Source organism: Kitasatospora sp. NPDC092286 (assembly GCF_044755565.1).
GTDB lineage: Bacteria > Actinomycetota > Actinomycetes > Streptomycetales > Streptomycetaceae > Kitasatospora.
Genome location: NZ_JBIVRD010000030.1, coordinates 1 through 22964, shown reverse-complemented (window position 1 = coordinate 22964; position 22964 = coordinate 1). Strand labels below are relative to the sequence as shown.

The following is a 22964-nucleotide window of genomic DNA, read 5'->3' as shown; positions in this document are numbered from 1 at the left end:
GTGCCCGGCGGGCCGGAAACGACGGCGGCCCCGCCCGGGGTGGGCGGGGCCGCCGTGGCGGGGCGGGGTCAGCCGGTGGTGAGCACCAGCTTGTTCTTGGTCGCCTTCTCGACCGCGTCCGGCGAGTAGGCCCAGGTCAGCAGCTTGCCCTTGAGCCAGAGGTCGGTCTGGTCGTTGTAGTTGGGGTGGAAGGCGTGCCCGGAGGCGCCGCCGACGTTGACCCACCGCGAGGCGTCGAGGTCGCTCAGGTCGACGACCATCCGCATCGAGGGGATCCAGTCCACCTCGTACCCGGCGGCCGCGTTCCAGCCGGCCGCGTCGACCGCCGCCGAGCCGCCGGAGAGGCGGTACGGGCCGCGGTTGAGCAGCCGGTGGACCGCCCCGGAGGCGAGCGAGGAGTCGTCGGTGCCCAGGGTCTGCTCGCGCAGCGTCAGCTTGTGCAGGCGGCCCCAGCTCCAGGTGGAGACGTCCTTGCTGAGCAGCGCGGTGAGGTCCTGGCGGGCGTTCTTCATCGCCTCGGCGAGCAGGTGGTCAAGGCCCTTCTGCTCGTGGTGCTGCGAGTCGATGTACGTCCACCAGCTGCTGTCGGGCTTCTCCAGCTGCTGGCGCACCACCTCGGTCCAGCGGTCGCCGCCGTCCGGCTGGGCCTTGCCCGGGTCGCGGGTGCCGCACTCGGTGACGATGGGGGCGCTGGTGCCGGTGTCGGGCTTGGTCGGATCCGCCTGCTGACGCACCAGCAGACAGTTGCCCTTGGCCCGCAGGTCGGCCGGGAACTTCTGGCCGAAGGAGAGGCTGAGCAGCTGGCGCCAGACGCCGTTGTAGTAGGCGGCGGCCGCCGAGTCGGCGTCCTGGTGGTAGTTCCAGTCCTTCAGCAGGTCCTGCGCCTCACGCACGTACGGGTCGTCGATCGGCACCTTGAGCAGCAGCGGGACCAGCGTCTTGGCCAGGATGCTGGTGTTGTCGAGCTGCATCTCCTGCATGTCGTCCGGGGAGATCTTGCCGTTGTTCTTGAGCTTGGACTCGATCTGGTCGGTGATCTCCTTGGCCCGGGTGCCGTACTCCCAGTCCTTGGTCAGCAGGTACTTGTACGACGGATCGACCACGGCCTGGTTGGCGGTGACGATGTAGCCGGACGACGGGTTGATGCTGTACGGCAGGGCGCTGAAGGGGACCGAGCCCTTCCACTGGTAGGCCGAGTCCCAGCCGGGCGCCGGGTTGCTGCCGTCGCCCTTGCCGCGGATCGGGATGTTGCCCGGGGCCTGGTAGCCGATGTCCTTGGAGTCGGCGAAGATCAGGTTCTGGGCGGGGACGGCGAAGTCCTTGGCCGCGGCCCGGAACTCCTCCCAGTTCTTGGCGCGGTCCAGCTCGAAGACGGCGTCCATGGTCTTGCCGGGGCTGAGCGCCGTCCACTGCAGGGCGACGCCGTAGCCGCTGGTGGAGCGGTCCGGGGCGGCGCTGCCGTTCGGGGCGTACTTGCCGACGTTCTGCTGCTCGGTGCTCTGGTCGGAGATCAGCGGGGCACCGGTCTGGGTGGTGCGGACGGTGATGGTGCGGTCCTCGCCGCCGGCCACCTTGATGGTCTCCTTGCGCAGCTCGAACTTCACGTCCTTGCCGTCGACCTGGTAGGTGTCCGGGCCGGTGACCTTCTCCAGGAAGAGGTCGGTGACGTCGGCGCCGAGGTTGGTGAAGCCCCAGGCGATGTCCTTGTTGTGGCCGATCACCACGCCCGGCATGCCGGCGAAGGTGAAGCCCGAGACGTCGTACTGGCAGGTCGGCGAGACGGTGCGGCAGTGCAGGCCCATCTGGTACCAGACCGAGGGCAGGCCGGGGCCGAGGTGCGGGTCGTTGGCCAGCAGCGGCTTTCCGGTGGTGGTGTGGGTACCGGCGACCACCCAGGAGTTGGAGCCGATGCCCTGGCCCTGACGGCCGAGCATCTGCGGCATCGCGTCTATCCGGTCGGTGACGTCCTTGAGCATCGCCTTGGTGGCGGCCGCGCCCTGGGCGGTGGTCCCGGCACCGGCCTGGCTGGAGCCGTCGGCCGGGCGGTAGCTGTCGCCGACGACGGTGCCGGTCTTCACGATCGTGCCGTTGCGGGCGTACGGGTACTCCGGGTACAGCTCGGCGATCTTCTCCGGACTGAAGTCCTGGGCGAGCAGCGAGCGGTCGATCTCCTCCTGGAGGTTCCCGGAGAGGTTCCAGGCCATCGCCTTGAGCCAGGCGACCGAGTCGACGGGCGTCCACTGCTCGGGCTTGTAGCCGCTGTTGACGACGCCGAGCAGGGTGTACTCCAGCGAGGCGCTCTGGCCGCCGGGATGCTCGGCGAGCCAGGCGTTGACGCCGTCCGCGTACGCCTGGAGGTTCTTCTTGGTGTCCGCCGAGAGCTGGGTGTCGTACTCCTTCTGCGCCACCTGGCGCCAGCCCATGGTGCGGATGAAGGAGTCGGTCTCGACCTGGCCGTCGCCGAACATCTCGGAGAGCCGGCCGGCGGTGATGTGCCGTCGGACGTCCATCTCCCAGAACCGGTCCTGGGCCTGCACATAGCCCTGGGCACGGAAGAGGTCCGCGGAGGTGTCGGCGTAGAGCTGCGGGATGCCGTTGGCGTCCCGCTTGACGTCGACCGGCGCGCTCAGGCCCGCCACCTTGACGCTGCCGTCGACCTCCGGGAAGGACGCGCGGACCGCGGCCACCCCCCGGTAGCCGCCGTAGCCGGCGCCGGCCACCAGCAGCATTACCAGCACGATCACGATCAGACGGGCGCGCCGGAACTTCTTCGAGCGGGGCATCTGGGTCCTTGCGGTCCTCGACTGGGGGGCGGGCGGGCGTGTCCAGGGCACTCGGCCATGGCAGGGCACCACATTAGGCCGAGTCGGCTGGCGGGCGTGCACGGGGGACGCTCACCGTGGGATCGGAGGAGGTCAACTGGGAAGCCCCGGACGCCCGATGAAGGCCTGTGTGAGAAGCGAAACTAAAGATATGGCAAAATGTTAGACTGAGTAACGATCCGCAAGGGGAGCATCGACCCTTGCCGGTCGGCTCCCCCTTCGGCCTCACCGCCGTCAGACACCCCGCCCGCCCCCAGCCCGCTCGAGGTGCCCCTGCGTGAATGTCGACCACCTGAACCAGCTGCTCCTCGAGTTCTCCGTGATCCTGCTGGTCGCGGTGGTTGCCGTGCGCATCTCGACCCGATCAGGGCTACCAAGCCTGCTGATCTATCTCGGGATCGGCGTCGCCCTCGGCCAGAACGGCCTCGGCGTCTCCTTCAACAACGCCGCGCTGACCCAGGTGCTCGGCTACGCCGCCCTGGTGGTGATCCTGGCCGAGGGCGGTCTCAAGACGAGCTGGCGCGAGGTCAAACCGGTGATGCCGGCGGCCACCGTGCTCGCCACCGTCGGCGTCGGGGTGAGCGTCTTCGTCACCGCCGCGGGCGCGCACTGGCTGGTCGGCCTGGACTGGCGCACCTCCATGCTGCTCGGCGCGATCGTCTCCTCCACCGACGCCGCCGCCGTCTTCTCGGTCCTGCGGATGGTGCCGCTGCCCCACCGGCTGACCGGCCTGCTGGAAGCCGAGTCGGGCTTCAACGACGCGCCCGTGGTCATCCTGGTCGTCGCCTTCGCCACCACCGGCGAGCTGGACTCCTGGTACGTCCTGATCGGCACGATCGCCGCCGAGCTGGCGATCGGCGCGGCGGTCGGCCTCGCGATCGGCAAGCTCGGCGCGTACGGCATCAAGCACGTCGCCCTGCCGTCCTCCGGCCTCTACCCCATCGCCGTCATGGCACTGACCGTGCTCGCCTACGCCGGCGGTGCCCTGCTGCACGGCTCCGGCTTCCTCGCCGTCTACATAAGCGCCGTGATCCTCGGCAACGCCAAACTGCCGCACGGCCCGGCCGTCCGCGGCTTCGCCGACGGCCTGGCGTGGATCGGCCAGATCGGCATGTTCGTGCTGCTCGGCCTGCTCTGCACCCCCGGGACGATGGGCTCCGCCGTGGTGCCCGCGCTGGTGATAGGCACCGTGCTGGTCTTCCTGGCCCGGCCGCTGTCGGTGATGCTCACGCTGACCCCGTTCCGGCTGCCCGGCCGCGAGCAGGCGCTGCTGAGCTGGGCCGGACTGCGCGGGGCGGTGCCCATCGTGCTGGCCACCATCCCGATGGTGGCGGGCACGCCCAGGGCCCAGGACGTGTTCAACATCGTCTTCATCCTGGTCGTGGTCTTCACCCTGCTCCAGGGCCCGACCCTGCCCTGGGTCGCCAAGCGGCTGCGGATCTCCGAGGGCTCGATGGGCCAGGACCTGGGCATCGAGTCCGCGCCGCTGGAGAAGCTGCACGGCCACCTGCTGTCGGTGGCGCTCTCCCCCGCCTCCCGGATGTCCGGCGTGGAGATCGGCGAGCTGCGGCTGCCGGCCGGCGCGGCGGTGACCCTGGTGGTGCGCGAGGGGAACAGCTTCGTGCCCGACAAGGCGACCGTGCTGCGCGGCGGCGACGAGCTGCTGGTGGTCACCACGGACGAGGTCGGCGAGGCGGCGGAGCGGCGGCTGCGGGCCGTGGACAAGGGCGGCAAGCTCGCGGGGTGGCTGAACGGGCGGGGTGACTGAACGGGCGGGTGGCCGGCCGGGCGGTCCCGGGCGGTGGGCGCGGGGGCTTCTCCCCGCGTTCACCGCTGTTCACCGGCCCGGCGCCTTCATCCGGCGGGACAGTTTTGGATCTGCCCTGTAAAGTGGGGGTCAGCGCGCTATCTACGCGCGTATACGTATGATGGTTGATACACACCCAGCATCTGCCTGATGCAGAGTTGGCGCGACCGCTCGGCGGCCGCGGCCCGGCCCTCGGCGCACCGCGCCGGCCCGGCCCGGTAACTACCCCGGTCGACGCGCGAGAGGACGACTCTCGGCGCCGTCGGGGCCGTCCCATGTCCCTTCCGCGCTACCAGGCAGCAGGAAGGACCGACCGTGACGGCCCGCCGAACGGTCGACAACACCGCGGACACCCGCGCCGCCCTGGACACCGCGGACGCCCGTACCGCCCCGGACACCGGTGCCGGCGCGCCCGCCCGGATCGGGTACGGCGCGCTGCTGCGCACGCCCGGCGTCTGGACGTTCCTGGCGCCCGCGTTCGCCGCGCGGCTCCCCTACGCGATGCTCAGCCTGGGCATCGTGCTGCTGGTCCTCGACACCCACGGCTCGTACGGCACGGCCGGCAGCGTCGCGGCGGTCTCGGCCGTCGCCCAGGCCCTCATCGGCCCGCAGACCGGCCGGCTGGCCGACCGCTACGGCCAGGCGGCCGTACTGGTCCCGACCGTGCTGGTGCACGCGCTCTCGGTCGGCGCGCTGATCGCGCTGGCGCTCGGCCACGCCCCGGTCTGGAGCCTGTTCCTCGCCGCCGCCCCGGCCGGCGCCAGCGTGCCGCAGGTCGGCGCGATGGTCCGGGCCCGCTGGGTCGCCAAGCTCTCCGCGGACGGCGCGCCCGCCGCCAAGCTGAACACCGCCTTCGCCTTCGAGTCGGTGACGGACGAGTTCACCTTCGTGATCGGTCCGGTGCTGGCCGGCGCCATCGCCACCTCGGTCAGCCCGTCCGCCGGGCTGATCGGCGAGGCCGCGCTGACCGTGGCCGGCGGGCTGGCCTTCGCCGCCCAGCGCCGCACCGCCCCGGCCCGGCACCCGCACCAGCCCGGCGTCCGTCGTGCCTCCGCGCTCGCCTCCCCGGGCGTCCGGCTGCTGGCCGGCGTGTTCCTGGGGGTCGGCTCCGTCTTCGGCGCCATGCAGGTCTCGGTGACCGCCTTCGCCGACTCGGTGGGACGGCACGGGGCCGGTGGCATCGTGTACGGGGTCTTCGCCGGCGGTTCGATGCTGGCCGGTGTGCTGTACGGTCTGGTCGCCTGGCGCAGGGCCGCGAGGCACCGGCTGCTCGCCAGTTACGCGCTGCTGGTGCTCGGCTGCTCGACGCTCTGGGCGATGCCCGACCTGGTCGCGCTGACGGCCGCCGGGCTGGTCTGCGGCCTCGCCATCGCCCCGACGCTGATCACCGGGTACACCCTGGTCGAGACGCTGGTCGCGGACGGCGCCAAGACCGAGGCCTTCACCTGGCTGACCGGTGCCATCGGCCTCGGTCTGGCGACCGGGTCCACGGTGGCCGGGCAGCTGATCGACGGGTGGGGCCCGTCGGCCGGGTTCCTGGTGACGGTGGCCGGTGCCGGGCTGGGCCTGGTGACGCTGATCGCGTTGCGGCACCTGCTGGTCGCGCCGGGCGTGGCCGGTTCGGCGAACTCGGCGGGCACGCCGGACTCGGCGGGCGCGGTCGGTTCGGTGGACTCGCCGGGCGTGGAGGCGTCCGGGCGGACCGCGACGGCGCAGCTGGTGGGCGCGGTCAAGGGCTGAGCCGACCGGTCCGGGCGGTGGTCCGCGGTCGCGCCCCGGCTCATCTCACACCGGAGTCGCTGGACTGATCCAGCGGAATGCCGCATCATTGACCATCGTTAGCACTCATCAGGCGAGAGTGCCAGGAGGAAGACAAGTGCCCACGTACCAGTACCAGTGCACCGAGTGCGGCAACGGCCTGGAGGCGGTGCAGAAGTTCACCGACGAGGCACTGACCACGTGCCCCGACTGCCAGGGGCGGCTCCGCAAGGTCTTCTCGGCCGTGGGCGTGGTCTTCAAGGGCTCGGGCTTCTACCGGACCGACAGCCGTTCGTCCTCCAGCAGTTCGGTGGGCGCCGCTTCGTCGTCCCCGGCGGGGGGCTCGTCCTCGGTGTCGTCCGGCGCGTCGTCCCCGTCGACCGCTGCTTCGAACGGCTCGGCCCCCGCGGCGAGCCCGGCTCCCGCGGCGAAGTCGGCCGGCTGAGCCGGAGCGGCTCAGGCCGGGTACCGCCGAACCTCTGGCACCCCGGCCGATCCAGGCATTCGAAAGGTCCGTTGACCCGTTTTTTGGCGGAGTCGGCGGGCCTTTCGCATTCCCGTCGCATTCCCGGAAACGGGCAGGCTCACCCGTGTGGGTGTACGAAGTTATCCACAACCCCGGGTTTTCCACAGGATCCGAAAGAGGGGTTCCGTCCGCTGTGGGCGCGGCGCAGAGTGTGGGTCACAAGAGACCGGCCCGGTTGGGGCCGGCGCCCTGCGACCACCGGTGGTGCCCGATGACGACCCCGAGCTTCACGCTCCCCCTCCCCCTCACTCTCCCGCTCTCGTCCCCGCTGCCCCGCGCCCCGCAGTCGGCTCCGGCCCGGAGGTACACCGCTCCGCCGCCCGCGCCGGCCGTCCCGCCGCAGCGGGAGGTGCCCCGGTTTCCGCCGATCCGGCGCGGCGCCGGCGGGTGGCACCGGCTGTGGCACCCCGTACGGCGGCGGGGCGGGGTGCCGGTTCTGGTCCTGCTCGCCGTGGTCACCGCGCTCGCCAGTGGACCGGCGCGAGCGGCGCTCTGGCCACCGGGAGCCGCGGCCCTGCACCAAACGGGTTGCCAATTGGGAAAGGAGGAAGATCACCCGTAACCGGACAACGACTTCGTCGTTCACGCGACATGAAAGGCTTCAAGGAATTCCTGCTGCGTGGAAATGTCGTCGACCTCGCCGTCGCCGTTGTCATCGGTGCGGCTTTCACCAACATCGTCAACGCCTTCGTCAAGGGCGTAATCAATCCGATCGTCGGTGTTTTCGGAGCCAAGGATCTGGCGTCCTACAGTTCCTGCCTCAAGGGTCCCTGTGCGGTCAGCGCGACCGGCGAGGTCACCTCCGGCGTCTTCATCCTGTGGGGCTCCGTGCTCAGCGCGGCCCTGCAGTTCCTGATCACCGCGGCCGTCGTCTACTTCTGCCTGATCCTGCCCATGACCAGGTTCGCCGCCAAGCGCAAGAGCCTCGCCGAGACGCAGATCGAAGCCGAGGCCAAGGAGGTCGTCCTGCTCACCGAGATCCGCGACGCGCTGGTCACGCGGGAGCGCTGACCGCCCCCGCCGACGGCGGACCCGTCGACCCCTTCAGTCCCCGTGGTGCGGCGGGCGCTGGCTCAGGTACCAGTCCAGCCCCCGTCCGCCACCGCCCCCGGAGCCTGCTCCCGGGCGGTCGCCCCAGCCGGCGTCGGTGTCGTCCCGGGACTGCTGGTCCAGCGGGTCCCGGAAGACCAGCCGGGCCTTCGGCGCCTTCTTGTCCTCGTTCCCGCCCTTGGCGCTCTCGGCGCTCTCGGCACCCCGTACCGAATCCTGCTCGCTCACCGACCCGCCTCCGTTGTTCACTGTCGTCCCGATCCCCTGCCGCTTCTACCCGTACCCCCACCTGCCCCTACAGCCTAGAAGCTCGCCGAGCCGCCGCCGTCGGGAGAGAACGGGCCTTGGTGCGGAGCGCTCCGCAGCACGGCCCGCCACGACGGTCACGGCACGCACAGCACACCCGCACGCGGCCTGCCGGCCGCTCCCCTCGGGCTGGGAGATCAGGCAGCTCAGGCAGCCTCGAAGCCCGAGTGGTCGGCGATCCGCTTCAGCTCGGCCAGCGCGTGCTTCTCGATCTGGCGGATCCGCTCACGGGTCAGCCCGTGCTGCTTGCCCACCTCGGTCAGGGTGCGCTCGCGGCCGTCCTCCATCCCGTACCGCGACCGGATGATCGATGCCGTACGGTCGTCCAGCCGCCCGATCAGACCGTCCAGTTCCTCACGGCGGAGCATGACCATCACGGCGTCCTCGGGGGAGGTCGCTCCGGTGTCCTCGACGAGGTCGCCGAACTGGGTCTCACCCTCGTCGTCGACCGACATATTGAGGCTGACCGGGTCCCGGGCCCAGTCCAGCACGTCCTTGATCCGCGCCTCGGTGGTGTCCAGCTCGGCCGCGATCTCGGCCGGCTCGGCCTCGCGGCCCAGCTCCTTGGACTTCTCCCGCTGCACCCGCCGGATCCGGCCCAGCTCCTCGACCAGGTGGACGGGCAGCCGGATGGTGCGCGACTGGTCGGCGATCGACCGGGTGATCGCCTGCCGGATCCACCAGGTGGCATAGGTGGAGAACTTGAACCCCTTGGCGTAGTCGAACTTCTCCACCGCCCGCACCAGGCCCGCGTTGCCCTCCTGGATGAGGTCCAGCAGGGGAAGGCCACTGCGCGGGTAACGGCGCGCCACAGCGACCACGAGACGGAGATTGGACCGGATGAAGACGTCCTTGGCGCGCTCGGCGTCCTCGGCTATCGCCTCCAGCTCCTTGCGCTTCACGCCTTTCGGCAGTTCGCCCGCTTCCAGCAGGTGCTGGGCGTACACACCGGCCTCGATCCGCAGCGAGAGCTCGACCTCCTCGGCGGCATCGAGCAGGGGCGTCCTGGCGATCTCGTCGAGGTACATACCGACCAGGTCGCGGTCGGCCTCAAGGTTGGTCGGGCGGGCCGCGCGAGTCCGGTCGGCCCTGTCGCGAACGACGGCACGGGTGGCCATGCTTGCTCCCTTTGCTGGTATTGCCGGGGTCTGCCTGCCTGCCCCGAGAGGGCAAGAAATGCGGGCCCCGCAGGGCTCACACGTAACGATCTAACGAACAGATTCCGGACAACATTCCCAAGTCGCTCAGATTCTTCCAGCGATGCAGTATCCTGCCGATTTTCACCCCGGTTTTGGACGGAGGGTGACCGCCCCGACACATCGGGTGCCAATCGGGCGGCCGATTCGGAACAGACACCCCGTTGCGGCACACCGCTTCGCAACTCCTCCACATCGTGAACCCATGGGCCGCCGCCCACGTTCCCGCACCGTCCGGCCAACATTGCCGCCGGACCCGACGGCGAGCGCCTTCGCTTTCACCGGCGCACACACCCCGGCGTGCGCAAGTTCTCCGCACAAAAGATGCAAAATCGCTATCACCCCGCTGCCCGATCGGCCCGGCGCACTGGGAAGGTGTCAGCCATGCACCTGACCAACAGCGCATCCACCATCACCCCGCGTGACCGTCGCCTGCTCCGGTATTCGGCACTCGCGGTCGGCTGTGCCGCGTTGTTCGGCGTCCTGGCGGCCCTGGTGCAGACCGGCTGGCACCCGCTCAGCGCCCTCGACCACGGCTGGATCGACCGGATGCACCGCTACGCCCGGGAGCACACCGCCGGAACGGCCGCGGTGCAGACGCTCTCCGACATCGGCGGCACGATCACCATGCGTACGCTGCTGGGCATCGCCGCCCTCTGGCTCTGGCTGATCGGCGCGCGTGTGCTGGCCGGCTGGGTGGTCGCGCAGACCCTGGTCGGCTGGGGTGGCCAGTGGCTGCTGAAGCTCTCCTTCGACCGTCAGCGGCCGCACTTCAGCGACCCCGTCTCACACGCCGGCGGCCCGGCCTTCCCGTCCGGTCACGCGATGGCCTCCGCGACCACCTGCGCCGTCCTGGTCGGGCTGCTCTGGCCCCGGGTCGGGCGCGGCGGGCGCATCGCCGCCTGCGCCGTCGCCGCGGTGACCGTGCTGACGATCGGCTGGACGAGGACCGCCCTCGGGGTGCACTGGCCGAGCGACGTCCTCGGTGGCTGGCTGGCCGCCGGAATCGTGCTGGGTACGGTCACCACCGTCATCGAGCTCTGGCGCCCCGGCGCCCTGGCCCGGGACGTCCGACGGGTCAACTGGCGGACCAGACCCCGGGTCCAGCGCGTCCTCGTCTCCCCGGCCGGCCCCGCCCCGGGTGGCCCGGCCCTCGACGGCACCCTCGGCAGCACTCTCGGCAATGCCTACGACAACGCCCTCGACGAGGGCACCGGCCACCCGGACAGCGCGGTCCGCTGACGCGCCTGCCGCGTGGCCGCTCCGGACGGCGGCCACGCGCTCGGCTGTCCTCGTCGGCCGGCCGTCAGACCGCCCGCATCGCGGCCACGACGGTCATCCGGCCGACCCGCCGAGCCGGCAGGACGGCGGCGGCGAGCCCGGTCAGCACCGTCAGCACCAGCGCCGCCAGCACCAGCAGGACCGGCGGGCCACCGGTCGTCCCCAGCGTGGAGGTGACCGACCGCGCGGCCGCCCAGCCGTAGGCCAGCCCGAGGCCGGTACCGACCAGCGCGCCCGCCGTCGAGAGCAGCACCGCCTCCAGGGTCAGCATCCGGCGCAGCTGCTGCCGGGACATCCCGATCGCCCGCAGCATGCCGATCTCCCGGGCACGCTCGCTGATGCTGAGCATCAGGGTGGCCGCGACACCGAGCCCGGCGATCAGGACCGAGAAGCCGAGCAGCGCCATGGTGATCAGCATCATCCGGTCGAGCAGCGAACGCATGGTCTCGGCCTGGGCAGCCGTGTCGACGACGTCGACGTGCGGATATCCGCCCAGCGCCCGGTCCATCGCCCGGCGGGCGGTGAGCCGGTCGGTGCCTTCGGCGGGACTGATCCACACCGTGGTGACGGCCGCACCGGGGGCGAGCCGCTCCATGGTCGCCGGGGTCACGAACAGCGCGGCCCCGGTCTGGAGCGTGAACGGCAGGGCGCTGCGCCCGGGTTCGACCCGCAGGGTGGTGCCGGGCTGTCCCACCGCCCCCGCGACCTGGTGCGCACCGGCCGCACCGGTGCCCGCCGGACCGTCCCCGAAGCCGGTCAGCGCGGCGCCGTCGGCCAGCGCGCGGGCCCGGTCGACGCCGTCGGCGGTCGCGTTGAGCCGGGCCGGGTCGGCGCCGGCCACGAGCAGACTGCGGCCGTCGACCTCCAGGGTGGCCGAGCGGACGGGTGTGACGATCAGTCCGGGCTCCGCACCGAGCGCGGTGACCGCCCCGGCGGGCAGCGGAGTACCACCGGTGGCGGTGGCCGAGAAGACACCGGGCTGGCGGGCGGAGAACGCCGGCACCAGGGAGTTGGAGGTGATCTCCAGCGCGGTGACGGCGCTGACCATCACCGTCACACCGAGCAGCAACGCCGACCCGGTGGCCCCGGTCCGGGCCGGGTTGAGCCGCAACTGCTGCGTGGCGAGCCGCCCCGCCGTGCCGCAGAGCCGTCGGGCCGGTGCCCCCAGCGCGGCGACGACCGCGGGCAGCAGTCGGTGGCAGAGCCGCAGCACGCCGAAGAAGCTGCTGATCGCACCGAGGGTGACGGCGAGCAGCGACAACGGCGGTCCGGCCACCACCCCGGCCGCCAGCAGACCGACGCCCGCCACCAGCAGCAGCACGGACAGCGCGGCGGCGCGCAGCCGGGCCGTACCGCTGCCGGCGCTGTGCGCGCCGCCGAGCGCGGCGATCGGCGGCACCGCCGCGGCGGCCTTCGCCGGGCCGCGTACGGCGAGAACGGTGAGTGCGACGCCGAACAGCCCGGCCAGCACACAGGTGAGCGGGGACGGCATGAGCGAGAGGTGCACCGGTCCGAGGTCGACGGTGCCGGCCAGCGCCGTCCCGACCGCGCACAACCCGGTGCCGAGCAGCACTCCGGCGGCCGACGCGCCCGCGCCGAGCAACAGGCCCTGACGACGGATCAGTCGCCGGATCTGGGCACGGTCGGCGCCGACACACCGCAACAGGGCGAGCTGACGGGTCCGCTGCGCCAGCACGACGGCGAAGGTGTTGCTGACCACCATGCGCGCGACGGCGAGGGCGATCAGCACGAACGACAGCGCGGCTATCAGCACCACCCCGTAGAGCGTGCGGCTCTGCTTGGTCGCCTCGGCGACGGAGGCCTCCCGGGTGCGGACCTCCGTCTGGCCGTCGAGGACGCCGCGCAGCGCCTCGGCGGTCTGCGAGCGGGAGGTGCCGGGAGCGAGGCGGAGGTCGAGCCGGGTGCCGCTGACGCCGGTCGCGTACCGCTCCACCTGCCCGTCCGGGACGGCGACCACGGGCCGGCCGGCGAAGCTGGGCGCGCCGCGCCCGTCCAGGGTCCCGACCAGCCGGACGGTGGCGGTGCCGCCGTCGGCCAGGGCCAGCCGGACGTCCGCACCTGGCGCGGCGTCGATCCGCCGCGCGGTCTCGGCGTCGAGCAGCACCTCGCCGGGGCCGCCCGGCCACCGGCCGTCCTTGAGCAGTTGCCACCGCAGGGCCGGGTCGGACGCCACGGAGCTCACCACGGCGGTCTCGTCCAGCGGCAGACCGGCCGGGGTCAGTACGCCACCCCTGCCGGTCTGCCGCAGCGAGACCTCCGTCACCCCGGCCACCTGCCGCACCCGGGCGGCCGTCCCCTCGTCCAGCACACTCTGCGCCGTGGCCCCGGTCACCTGGAGATCGCCCGGCCCCACCTCGGCGGCCGCCGTCTGGCTGAAGGAGTCCACCAGCGCCCCGCTCCCGCTGACCGAGGCGATCAGAAAGGCCACGCCCATCGCGATCGCCGCCCCGGTGAGGAGCAGTTGCCGAAGCTGTCCGCGCAGCTCGGCCATGGTGTACCTGTACGTCGTCATCGTTCCTCGGTTTCACGCCTCTGATCAGCCATGATGCGCCGTCAGGATCATGAAGAGCCTACGGAGCGACAGCGTCCGCTTCCGTCGCCACAACGTCGGTTCCTTGATCATCCCCGAGGCGGACCCCGTCCCGTCCGGCCTCCTCCCCCGGGCGTAGGCCGACCCTCACCTCCCCCGAAACCCGGCCCGGGCCCATGGCCGGCGAACCGGCGGCGGGGGCGGCGGCGCTTCCCGGGCGGCCCCGCCCCGACCACGTGTACCGCATGTGCGCCGGAACGCCACAGGCCCTCCAGCCCGGGTGGGCGGAGGGCCTGTGACCTGTGCGTTCTCTGTGCCCCAGGCAGGATTCGAACCTGCGACACCGGCTTTAGGAGAGCCGTGCTCTATCCCCTGAGCTACTGAGGCGGGACGTGTCGAAATCCTTGTAGAAAACTCCCACCGGAGTCTGCGGCCAAGGCCCCAACAAGTCGATCGGCCCCTCGCAGGCTCCGGAACCAGCGACACCCATGCAGGTGGCGCAGCTGGCGGAGTCCCGTGGTGGACCTGGGGACAGCCTAGCGGACCAGCGCCGTGATGTTGGTGCGGGTTTGCGAGTCGAGCTACGAGCCGCCTGCCGGTGGGCACCTACCCGGCGGATGATCCACTCCGTCGACGGTGGAGGGCACGGCTGGCAGCGTTCTCCGCCATCACGAATCCAAGCATGACGAGGGTCTGCCGGGGAGCGCCGTAGGCAATCATGCGACCGTTCCAGAGCCGCCTGTCCAGAGAGGCGTTCGTGGACTCCGCGTCTGCCCGGTAGCCGGCGAGCTTCTGGAAGGCTCTGGTGCCCGGTGGGATCTGGCGGAGCCACTCGGGGCGGTTGATCTGCCCCAGGTCCTCGTCGCTCGCATTGGTGGCCACCCGGATGCGCACCTTGTGGTCCCCGTGGCGGCACGGGATCCGAAGCAGGTGGTACCACCGGCAATCGTTGACGGAGGGCCGCTGCTCGAGCTTGACGACCGGCAACTGGATGTTCTCGCTGGTGCCGTCTTCGGTGGTGCGACGCTCGGCGACCCGCCCGTCGACGGCCCACAGGTCATGACGGCACTTGGAACCGAGATAGGGCACGAGGCGCCTCGGGCCGCACGTGCCGTGCTGCTTGTTGACCACCAACTTGCCCTGGCGAGCGATCTCGTCACGATGAACCCCACGGAAAGCGCCATCCCAGACCGTACCGAGGGCACCACGGGCTTCCCGGAACAGCTCCCTGAGACCGTCGAGGGCCACCCGGGCCTCACCACCCTCCTGGCCGGCGGGCTGATGGCGCGCTTCGAGGATGACGCGGTCGCGGTAGTCGTCGCCGCGCGCAGAGAACAGGACGAACTTGGGCCCCCACACCATCGTCTTGTCCCCGCTCTCCGCATGTAGGCCGGAGCCAGGATCGAAGCGGTGGCGTTTGATTTCGCCGGTGGTGGTGTCGACTGTCTCGGCGGCAGTGGCCGCCGTGGGCGCCTTGACCACCGTGCCGTCACCGACGATGAGCTGCTGCCTCATCGGATTGGACCAGTTCTTGGGGGCGCCAGGGTCAAGGAGGCCTTGGGCCTCTGCCTGCCGCACCGCCAAGGCCCGATGAGCCTCCAGGAGGTCGGCCAGGCGGGGCAACAGCAGCCGCGTACGGTTGTAGAGCCAGTGGTGCCTGGTGGGGCCGCAGGCCGGTAACGCATCGGCCTCCTGTTTTCCGAGGTTGGCGGCGACACCCTCACGGACGCGACCCCAGATCTCACCGCATTGCAGGTGTGCCGCGGTACTCCGCGCCGAGCCGAACACCATGGTCAGGGCGTTGAAGATCACGTAGACATAGGGCGGGTAGTGGCCGGGGCGTCCAACATTCTTGGGGGTGTGCGGGGAGATGAGGCGGGCAAGTTCGTAAACGGCAGGGTGAGCGGCGACGGCTGCGATCCAGTCATCGCGAGTGACCGCGTCCTTGTCCCTTGAGCTCTTGCGCGGTGATCGCTCCCCCTTGGGGACGGCCTCTCCGAAGATGTCCGTAGGCACGCGTCAGCCACTCCCGTCACGCCAGTGGTGGCCGATGACCGCTGCAGCCCGGTCGAGGGACCTGAGCCCGAGCAGGCGGGCCGCGTCCTCGATGCGGCCGCTCGCCGTGAATGCAGTCAGGCCGGCATGCGCCGTGACGGATGCGGGCTTGAGGTCGCTCTCGCGCCCCAATCCTGCCTGCACGAGAACATCCCGCAGGGCCACACAGGCCCGCGCTTGGCGTTGAGCATCACTGCCATGACGGCTGGTTGCCAGCGGCTCTCGGCGACGGGACGCCGGGTACCGTCCAGCCAGTTGGTGAATGCGCAGAACGAGGATGTTCTTGCTCCAGGCATCGAGGGCGCACCATCGTTCGTCGGTCTTGCTGGACCCGTGAACCCATACTCGATTGGCCTCCAGATCAAGGTCTGTTCCGCAGATATGGCCGATCTCACCAGTGTTGGCTCCCGCCAACGCCAGTGCAGCCACGGCGGCATGCCTGGTGCGGTCAGCCGTCGACTCTGCGAAGAGGCGGCAGCAGGCGGCCTCCTCTGTGGTGAGCGGCCTCGCTGACTGCCCGGTGCGGGGAGGCAGCTCGATACTCCAGGTCGGATCGTTGTCGGCCAGCCCCAGCTGACGAGCGGCTCGGAAGAACATCCGAAGGACGGAGCGGCGAAGGTGCCTGGTGGACAGGGAAACGTCATCGATCCGTCCATGGCGAGTCCTGCCCCGAGCATGGATGAAGTCGTCCGCGAGGGCTTCGGAAACCTCCCCGACGAGCTCTACACCGTTCGCTGCTGCAAAGCGGCTGAACCGGCCGATCAGCAACCCGAACTTGTCCAGGGACTGAACGGACAGCGCGCCGCGCTCCGTGTCGAGGTGCCATGCAGCGAGGACGTCACCCACAGCGTCCAACAGGGCCACGCTCTCAGCCATGCCAACTGCCCACCAATGTGGCGGCGATGACACGCGGCGACATCTGCCCGAAAGCGAGGGACATGGCTGCTCTTCCACATAGAGTGCGGTGCATACTTGCACCATCGTGGAAGTCGTATCGCGACTCGGCAACCGGAAGGGATTGGAGCCGTGGGTACATGGGATGATCTCGGCATGCCCCGAAGCAGCAACGACCAAGTCCCGAAGGAGTACGTCAGCTCCGGGACATGGCCACGCGCAGAGCTTCGGGAAGACGCGCCGGCCAGCGCCCATTACTCGCAGGCTCTTGCCCGGAACCTTGAGGCGGCACTCCACTCCTCCGGGCACAGCCTGCGCACTCTGGCCGACGAGGCGGGCCTCACGCACACCACGATCGGGCGCGTGTTGCGCGGAGAGGTGCTTCCGGATCTGGGGACGCTCGCCCGACTCGAGGTCGTCTTCGACATCGAGCTGTGGCCCGGACTGGCCAGCCTGCCACAACGAACCACCCAATCGGGTGAATCCGCTATCGGCTAGCCATGGAAAACAGCAGGAAACCGCCGCCGAGGCGGCGAGGTGCCCGCTAGAGAACTGGCATCATGTTCGTCACGTGGATGGCGAGGGACTTGAACCCTCCGATGCAAAGGTTTCCAGAGGCCTGCTCGGGACCAGCCGCCACCCGTTGGAGCGTCCGAAGAGTTACGAAATCCTCGCAGATTCGACCTCTTCGGGCGCTCCGGCTTTAGGCCACAGCTTCAGCCGCCTGCACTCGCATGACCTTGCACATCGCAATCATAATGTCAGAGAATTCCTTCGGATCGAACAGTGCGATATCTGCAGGCGTCAACCGAATATCCACACTAACGGCATACGAGACTTCGTCAGCAGTCGATGATGAGGCGCGGCGCTCCTGTCGATCCTCGGACTTCGCCTGCAGAGGCACCTTTCCTTCAGCTCCGACAGTGCTCATCGGCTCCTCATTCCGGGATTCCCGAGCCGGCATCGGCAGGACGATCTGGCCCTTCTCGTCCCGTCGCACGAGGTTCGCGATAATCATCCATTCGACCAGGTAGGCCAGGGCCACTGCACTGTTCTTGTTCGTGTCCACCCCGGCCGCCAGGCGGAGCCGTTCGGTGAGGTCCTCGACGAGTCGCGGACCCGACGCAAGGAGCGATCGCGCCTCTGTGGCGAACCACAAACGACCGAGGATCTCGCCGAGCGCTTCCCGGGCCGGCTGGCGGTCTCCACCCTGCTTCCACAGACGACAGAACCGAAGAAGTCCAGTGGTCGGGGCGTACTTTCCGCCGTCTGCGGCCATCATCAGATCGCACGAGATCATGAAACGAGGCACCATAGCTGCATGCTGTCGGCTCATACCGATCCGGTCTGCGGCATCCTCGATCTTGACGGGCTCGATATTCTCGCCGCTGAGGTCCACGACGGCGTTCGCCAGCTTGATGGCGTTCGGCGGGTGCACACGTGCGGTTGGAAGCACCTGCTTCGTCGCGCGCATACCTTCAGATGCGCCGGCCATACGAATCTCCCCAAAGGTCTGAGCGGGCGTCGCAGTGATCACGCTAGAGGCAGCAAAGTCGCGGTCGCAAGCCTCACCAAGACCTCCCCCATGCGCCCGGCATCCACTCGCGCGCTCACGTCGCACGTGGCCGCATGCATCCTTGTGCCGCATATCGGCGGGATGACCCCATGCGGCACAAGGAAGCATGCGGGGAAATCAGCGCCCAATCAGCAACCGGGCGGCGTCTAGTGACACCTCAGAGGCAATGATGGACGCCAGCCTGTCTCGCGAAAAACGGGGCTGAAAGTTCCCTCTCAAGAGTGATTCCGACCTCTCGATCAGGTTCGAACTTTGCCGTATCGAGCACCAGGTCATCCAGTCCAATACCGCAGAGGAAGGGCCTGACCACGCACCCAGGCGATGCGGGGGCGCCGAACGCCTCGGCCTGGACCACAGCGGCAAGTACTTCAAGGGCGATCAGGCCGCGAGGCCCGATGGCCTTGCCGCATCTACGAAGGGACACGCGGCAGGTCGGCCACGCCTGCTGCAGCCCCGCCGACCACAACCGTGTCATGCGAGCAACGGCAGATGGCCCCCGCACGCCGGCCCCATAGCGCTCGCAGGAATCGGGGCCGCGCGCTCGTCCTCATCGAGCCCACCCAACACTGCGAGGAACTGCGTGAGCAGAAAGCCGCAGGCCTCTGCGGTCCGACTTCGTCAGCTCAGCGGCACGGCCGTAATGCAGTCGCCTGTACCGGTCAGCCGCCTGTCCTTGAACATCTGAGCAATGTCGGCCTCCAGCGCAGAACGGATGTCGGTTCCCAGGCGCCCCCAGCCGAAGAAGTCGCAAGCTGCCCGGACTAGTTCCTCCCGGCTCATGCCCGGGCACTCCGAAGCGAGTTCGTACAGAGCAAGTCGGCGCTCGGCCGACGGCACGTGCAGCACCTTGCGGGGCCCGTGCGCGTCAGGCGTGCGGGCTAGCAGAGGGGCGTCTCCCGCAGGACCGTAGACGCCCGACTCGATCTTCCTGGCGCTACCGGCACGCACCAAGCCGGCCAGCACGGCCTGGATGTTGTCGCGGATCCGGCTGCCGGAGCGGGCCACACCCCAGGCTTCACGTGCGCGGAGAATCAGGAGGTCCTCGTGGATGGGGCCCTCGGTCTTCAGGACGGCGGACAGGAGTCGACGCAGTTCGGGCCGCGCTTCCACGGTGTGCATGTCGTACCTGGAGAAGGTCTGAACCTGCGCCGTACGGTACGGCGCCGCCCACCTTCGTGCGTGGTCGGCGTCGACGGCAACCCGCTCCGGCTCACCGTGCGGGCGGTCCACGTTCTGGTCCGGCTGGCGCCCCACTCCGGGTGCCGCTGCCGGGGCGGGCGCTGGGGTGGGGGTCATCGCACCGGGCGCCTTGGCAACAGCTGCCTCGACGGCGGCCCGCAGCCGGCTCTGCGCTCCGACACGGTCGCGGTACCAGTCGGTCCCCCAGATCCGGTACAGCTTCCATCCGAGGCCCGCCAGAATCTCCTCGCGCAGCCGGTCGCGATCGCGCGCGACCTTCGAGGAGTGGTACATGGCCCCGTCGCACTCGATGCCGAGAGCGTAGGAGCCGAGTGCGTCCGGGTGTCTCAAGCCGAGGTCGATGCGGTATCCGGCCACGCCCACCTGCGGCTGCACCTGGTATCCCCAGTCCTGGAGCACTTCCAGCACCGACTCCTCGAACGGGCTCTCCGGCACCGCCTCGTCCTGAACGACCTGCTGGGCGAGGACGGCCGGGCCGTGCTGGGCGTACTGGAGGTAGCGCTTGAGGTGCTGGACGCTCTCGTTGTCGCTGTCGCCGAGCTCGTCCCCGGCGAAGGAGGCAACGAGTTCCATGCGGTAGCGGGCGCGGGTGACGGCGACGTTGAGGCGGCGCCAGCCGCCCGGCCGGTTGATGGGGCCGAAGTTCAGCGACATTCTGCCGTGCTGGTCCGGCCCATAGCCGACCGACATGATCATGACGTCGCGCTCGTCTCCCTGGACCGACTCCAGGTTCTTGACGAAGAAGCCGTCGAGTCGGTCCTCGGTGAAGAACCGGTCCAGGTCGGGGCGTGCCTGGCGGGCCTGCTCGACCGCGAGTTCGACGGCGGAAGCCTGCGCCTGTGAGAGGGCGACGACGCCCAGGCTCTGGCCGGGGCGGGTGTCGAAGTGGTGCAGGACGCGCTGTGCGACCAGTTCTGCCTCCACCACGTTGTCTGCGCGCCCGCCGCGGTCATAGACACCATTGGCCCGGAAGAACTCGACGCCGACGTGGTTGCCGGACTCATGGGCTCCGGGGAAGGTGACCATCGAGTTGCCGTAGAACGAACGGTTGCTGAAGGTGATCAGGTCCTCGTGACGGCTGCGGTAGTGCCAGCGAAGGTCCAGCGTGCGCATTGCTCCGGCACGGCAGGCGTGAAGCAGCGACTCGAAGCTGTCGGGGAGGTCCTCGTCCCACTCGTCGGAGTCGTCTCCGACTGCTGAGTCGAAGAACGACGTCGGTGGGAGCTGCTTCTCGTCTCCCGCGACGATCAGGGCCGTACCACGGTAGATGCAGTTGGCCGCGTCGCTGGGCCGCACCTGAGACGCCTCGTCGAAGATGACGACGTCGAACTGGTAGTCGGCCGGGACGAACTGGCTGACAGTGAGCGGGCTCATCATGAAGCAGGGCTTGACGAGCCGCACCACCTCACCGGTCCGGGACAGCAGGTCTCGGACCGGCATGTGACGGGTCTTCTTCTCGGCCTCCCGTGCGATCACGGCCGCGGAACCGCCGGCAAAGCTGCGAGGCCGACGGCTGTTGACCGCCCCGATCACTGCGCCTCTGGCTGCAGCGACCAGCCGGCGGTCGGCCTCCCGGAAGTCCTCGGTCCTCGCGTCCAGGTCGGTCGAGCGGCTGACCCGCAGCCGGGGATCCGCGTCGAGCACGGCGTTGGCCCACGCTCGCAGCAGTGCACCTTCGACGACCGCAGGGAAGTCCGCCGCCGCGACTCCCCGCTCCACACTGCGCGTCACCAGTTCGTCGATGCGCAGCGGGCGCAGCTGTTCCAAGCCTGCGCTGAACGCGCGCCATTCCTCCGCGCCCTGCGGGTCCTGGAGCAGCCGGTCGACCAAGGCACGCGCCTGTCCGAAGGTGCCCGACAGCTGGAGTGACAGCTGGACGGTACGGGAGTCGGCGAAGAGCCCGATCAGCGCGCCGACCTGTTCGGTCCATCGACGGAGTCGCCGGTCTGCAATGTCGCACCAGCCCGTCAGAGCACCACGTACCGCACGAGCCAGCAGCGGGATCTGAGGATCGGCGGCAGCGCCGTCAGCGACCCGGGCCGCCACCAGATCCGGTCGGTCGGCCGCTGCGGAGAGAGCAACGACGCGCCGGGTGGTTGTCAGGGCCTGCTGAAGTCGGTCGAAGCCGAGTGCGTCCCGCGGGGTGTAGTGGCCGAGCAAGGATCCGTGGTCGCTGAGCAGTGCGGCGGCCTTGGCTGTGGCCTGCTGCCAGGCAAGCGCGTCACCGAGTCGGCGGGGCAGATCCTTGTGCCAGGCACCGGTCTTGGTCAGGGCGGCCACAGCGGCCCGGTCGGCCTTGTACTGGCCGGAGAAGCGGACCAGCAGACCGTGGTGCTGCTCGGCGAACCGCTGCACCAGAGCCTCCAGATCCTCGGCCTTGAGCACCTGGTCGCCGAACACGTCGGCAGCCCGCTCCGCCGCCGCCCGCTTTGCGGTGACGGCTCCGGCCAGTTCGACCGTCGCCGCTTCCACACGCGCCAAGGTTCCCGCATCCAGCCAGGCGGCGAGTGGCCGGTGATCGGCTCCGGCCAGGTCGGCGAGTTCCAGCATGTTGAAGGCTGCTGCTGCGGTCGTGGGCTTGGGCATGCCGAAGGCGTCGGCCAGTTCGGCGAGCATGGCCGACGGATCGTCCGGCAGCGAGGTCTGAGCCGGGGCGGCGGTTGTGGGCAGTCCTACGCGAAGCGTCTCAATCAGTGCCGTGAGCTCCCGGGCGCTACTCGGTTCGCTCTCGGACTCGGCGAGGGGACGCCGTCGGCACGCCGCCTCGACCTGTTCCAGCGCGTCGTCCGCCTGTGCCAGTACGTCAAGCGGTGACGCTCCGATCAGCTGTCGCCACAGGAAATCCTCGCCCTCGACGGCCGGGCGCCAGGCGCGGCTGATCGACTCTGCCGCGCCGAGCATCTGCTGCAAGGTGGAGGCGGAGAGCTCCCGGCTGATCCGAGCTCCGTCGAGGCGCATTCCCGGCTGGCCGGCGTCTCCCCGCTCCAACATGACCAGGCGTCCGAGGACATCGTGCAGCGTGCGTCCCAGGGGTTCGCGGCGTTCGTTCACCGCGGTCGCGTACGCGGACAGGGCCTCACGGAGTTCACGAGCCTTGTCGAGTTCGTGTGCGGCGGCGCCGTTGGCACGTACCTCGGTCCTGAGCACCCGGCCCAGCTCGGTCGCCACGGCCTTCTTGGACGTGTCACCGCTGTGCAGGGCGAGGACGAAGTCCGCGAGGCCGACGTCCCTCAGGCGGTTGCGCACGACGTCGAGCGCGGCCGCCTTCTCGCTGACGAACAGCACGGTGCGGCCGGCGTGGATCAGTGCGGCGATCAGGTTGGTGATCGTCTGGCTCTTGCCCGTCCCCGGAGGACCGCTCACGACGAAGGAGCGGCCGTCGAGGGCAGCCGCGATGCACTGCCGCTGGGAGGCGTCCGCGTCCAGTACGAGGGGAGTGCGCTCGGGCGGCTGAACGTCGTCGATCCGGTCCAGGCTGGGCGGGTCGAAGCCGACGAGGTCACCGGGGAGCCCTGCATCCGGTCCCAGGGCTACCGCCCGGACCAGGGGGTGGGCGAGGATCTTCTCCTCGTTCTGCTGCAGGTCCTGGTACATCGCCTCCTTGTGGGAGGCGAACAGGCTGAGTACGACCCGCTCGTTCACCGTCCAGCCCTGTCGGCCGGCAGCGATGCGCCGTGCCGCCGCGAGCACCGCACCGAGATCGGAGACGTCGGCCTTTCCGACGGAAGTCCAGTCCACTCCCATCCGGGCGAGCTTGACGGCGAGTGCGGGGTTGTGGATGGCGTCCTGATCCTCGGCAGCATGAAGACGTGAGCGACCGTTGCGGTCTCGGCGTAGCTCAACGGGTACTAGGGCGCGTATTCGGTCGTGATCAATCTGTGTGATTCACCTTCGCGGCGGGTCCTGATCCGGTAGACCGTGGTGTGTGACGCGAGCGCAACT

General features: G+C 69.9%; 14 protein-coding genes and 1 tRNA gene. 6 read left to right on the top strand and 9 right to left on the bottom strand.

Annotation, left to right across the window (positions count from 1 at the left end):
• Nucleotides 1-68: 68 nt before the first annotated feature.
• The gene (locus ACIQIB_RS27085) at nucleotides 69-2783 is read right to left on the bottom strand and encodes a penicillin acylase family protein (RefSeq protein WP_363606916.1); all 2715 of its coding nucleotides are present in this window, start codon (nucleotides 2781-2783) and stop codon (nucleotides 69-71) included.
• A 316-nt stretch (nucleotides 2784-3099) separates the two neighbouring features.
• Here ACIQIB_RS27085 and ACIQIB_RS27080 point away from each other — a divergent pair, with 316 nt between their 5' ends.
• The 4 genes from ACIQIB_RS27080 (at nucleotide 3100) to mscL (ending at nucleotide 7924) form a co-directional block, all read left to right on the top strand.
• Nucleotides 3100-4590 (top strand): potassium/proton antiporter, encoded by a 1491-nt coding sequence (locus ACIQIB_RS27080; RefSeq protein ID WP_363606914.1) that lies wholly within the window; start codon nucleotides 3100-3102, stop codon nucleotides 4588-4590.
• Nucleotides 4591-4992: 402 nt separating this feature from the next.
• Nucleotides 4993-6369, top strand: a complete 1377-nt coding sequence (locus ACIQIB_RS27075) for an MFS transporter (protein ID WP_400657125.1) — start codon at nucleotides 4993-4995, stop codon at nucleotides 6367-6369.
• A gap of 136 nt (nucleotides 6370-6505) precedes the next feature.
• Nucleotides 6506-6832, top strand: coding sequence for an FmdB family zinc ribbon protein (locus tag ACIQIB_RS27070; RefSeq protein WP_400657050.1), 327 nt, complete (start codon nucleotides 6506-6508; stop codon nucleotides 6830-6832).
• A 672-nt stretch (nucleotides 6833-7504) separates the two neighbouring features.
• Nucleotides 7505-7924 carry a large conductance mechanosensitive channel protein MscL gene (gene mscL / locus ACIQIB_RS27065; RefSeq protein ID WP_363606911.1) on the top strand — a complete coding sequence of 140 codons (420 nt, stop codon included), beginning with the start codon at nucleotides 7505-7507 and terminating at the stop codon, nucleotides 7922-7924.
• Nucleotides 7925-7957: 33 nt separating this feature from the next.
• Here mscL and ACIQIB_RS27060 read toward each other — a convergent pair whose 3' ends face one another.
• Both ACIQIB_RS27060 and ACIQIB_RS27055 read right to left on the bottom strand, forming a co-directional pair.
• A complete protein-coding gene (locus tag ACIQIB_RS27060; RefSeq protein ID WP_363606910.1) occupies nucleotides 7958-8191 on the bottom strand; it encodes a hypothetical protein in 234 nt (77 codons plus the stop codon).
• A gap of 224 nt (nucleotides 8192-8415) precedes the next feature.
• The gene (locus tag ACIQIB_RS27055) at nucleotides 8416-9387 is read right to left on the bottom strand and encodes a sigma-70 family RNA polymerase sigma factor (RefSeq protein ID WP_363606909.1); all 972 of its coding nucleotides are present in this window, start codon (nucleotides 9385-9387) and stop codon (nucleotides 8416-8418) included.
• Nucleotides 9388-9849: 462 nt separating this feature from the next.
• On the opposite strand from ACIQIB_RS27055, the gene ACIQIB_RS27050 reads away from it, so the two are divergent.
• On the top strand, nucleotides 9850-10707 hold the full coding sequence (locus ACIQIB_RS27050; RefSeq protein WP_400761208.1) for a phosphatase PAP2 family protein: 858 nt from the start codon (nucleotides 9850-9852) through the stop codon (nucleotides 10705-10707).
• 64 nt (nucleotides 10708-10771) lie between these two features.
• On the opposite strand, the gene ACIQIB_RS27045 is transcribed toward ACIQIB_RS27050, so the two are convergent.
• The 4 genes from ACIQIB_RS27045 to ACIQIB_RS27030 all read right to left on the bottom strand — a co-directional run bounded on the left by ACIQIB_RS27045 (nucleotide 10772) and on the right by ACIQIB_RS27030 (nucleotide 16228).
• The gene (locus tag ACIQIB_RS27045) at nucleotides 10772-13279 is read right to left on the bottom strand and encodes an ABC transporter permease (protein ID WP_363606907.1); all 2508 of its coding nucleotides are present in this window, start codon (nucleotides 13277-13279) and stop codon (nucleotides 10772-10774) included.
• A gap of 332 nt (nucleotides 13280-13611) precedes the next feature.
• Nucleotides 13612-13684 (bottom strand) — tRNA-Arg (locus ACIQIB_RS27040).
• Between the two features lie 219 nt (nucleotides 13685-13903).
• A complete protein-coding gene (locus tag ACIQIB_RS27035; RefSeq protein ID WP_400761206.1) occupies nucleotides 13904-15313 on the bottom strand; it encodes a hypothetical protein in 1410 nt (469 codons plus the stop codon).
• A 3-nt stretch (nucleotides 15314-15316) separates the two neighbouring features.
• The gene (locus ACIQIB_RS27030) at nucleotides 15317-16228 is read right to left on the bottom strand and encodes a hypothetical protein (protein ID WP_400761204.1); all 912 of its coding nucleotides are present in this window, start codon (nucleotides 16226-16228) and stop codon (nucleotides 15317-15319) included.
• 174 nt (nucleotides 16229-16402) lie between these two features.
• Here ACIQIB_RS27030 and ACIQIB_RS27025 point away from each other — a divergent pair, with 174 nt between their 5' ends.
• Nucleotides 16403-16744: a helix-turn-helix domain-containing protein gene (locus tag ACIQIB_RS27025; protein ID WP_400761201.1), complete on the top strand. Its 342-nt coding sequence runs from the start codon at nucleotides 16403-16405 to the stop codon at nucleotides 16742-16744.
• A 205-nt stretch (nucleotides 16745-16949) separates the two neighbouring features.
• Here the strand turns inward: ACIQIB_RS27025 and ACIQIB_RS27020 are convergent, their stop codons facing one another.
• Together ACIQIB_RS27020 and ACIQIB_RS27015 are read right to left on the bottom strand one after the other, a co-directional pair.
• Entirely contained in the window at nucleotides 16950-17783 is an 834-nt protein-coding gene (locus tag ACIQIB_RS27020) for a hypothetical protein (protein WP_400761200.1), read from the bottom strand.
• 657 nt (nucleotides 17784-18440) lie between these two features.
• Nucleotides 18441-22766 (bottom strand): DUF3320 domain-containing protein, encoded by a 4326-nt coding sequence (locus ACIQIB_RS27015; RefSeq protein ID WP_400761198.1) that lies wholly within the window; start codon nucleotides 22764-22766, stop codon nucleotides 18441-18443.
• Nucleotides 22767-22964: the final 198 nt, after the last annotated feature.

Excerpts from the sequence above, each read along its gene's own strand:
- mscL (WP_363606911.1), top strand. The coding sequence starts at position 7,505 with ATGAAAGGCTTCAAGGAATTCCTGCTGCGTGGAAATGTCGTCGACCTC.
- ACIQIB_RS27030 (WP_400761204.1), bottom strand. The coding sequence starts at position 16,228 with ATGGCTGAGAGCGTGGCCCTGTTGGACGCTGTGGGTGACGTCCTCGCT.
- ACIQIB_RS27055 (WP_363606909.1), bottom strand. The coding sequence starts at position 9,387 with ATGGCCACCCGTGCCGTCGTTCGCGACAGGGCCGACCGGACTCGCGCG.
- ACIQIB_RS27085 (WP_363606916.1), bottom strand. The coding sequence starts at position 2,783 with ATGCCCCGCTCGAAGAAGTTCCGGCGCGCCCGTCTGATCGTGATCGTG.
- ACIQIB_RS27025 (WP_400761201.1), top strand. The coding sequence starts at position 16,403 with ATGCCCCGAAGCAGCAACGACCAAGTCCCGAAGGAGTACGTCAGCTCC.
- ACIQIB_RS27050 (WP_400761208.1), top strand. The coding sequence starts at position 9,850 with ATGCACCTGACCAACAGCGCATCCACCATCACCCCGCGTGACCGTCGC.
- ACIQIB_RS27015 (WP_400761198.1), bottom strand. The coding sequence starts at position 22,766 with ATGGGAGTGGACTGGACTTCCGTCGGAAAGGCCGACGTCTCCGATCTC.
- ACIQIB_RS27045 (WP_363606907.1), bottom strand. The coding sequence starts at position 13,279 with ATGACGACGTACAGGTACACCATGGCCGAGCTGCGCGGACAGCTTCGG.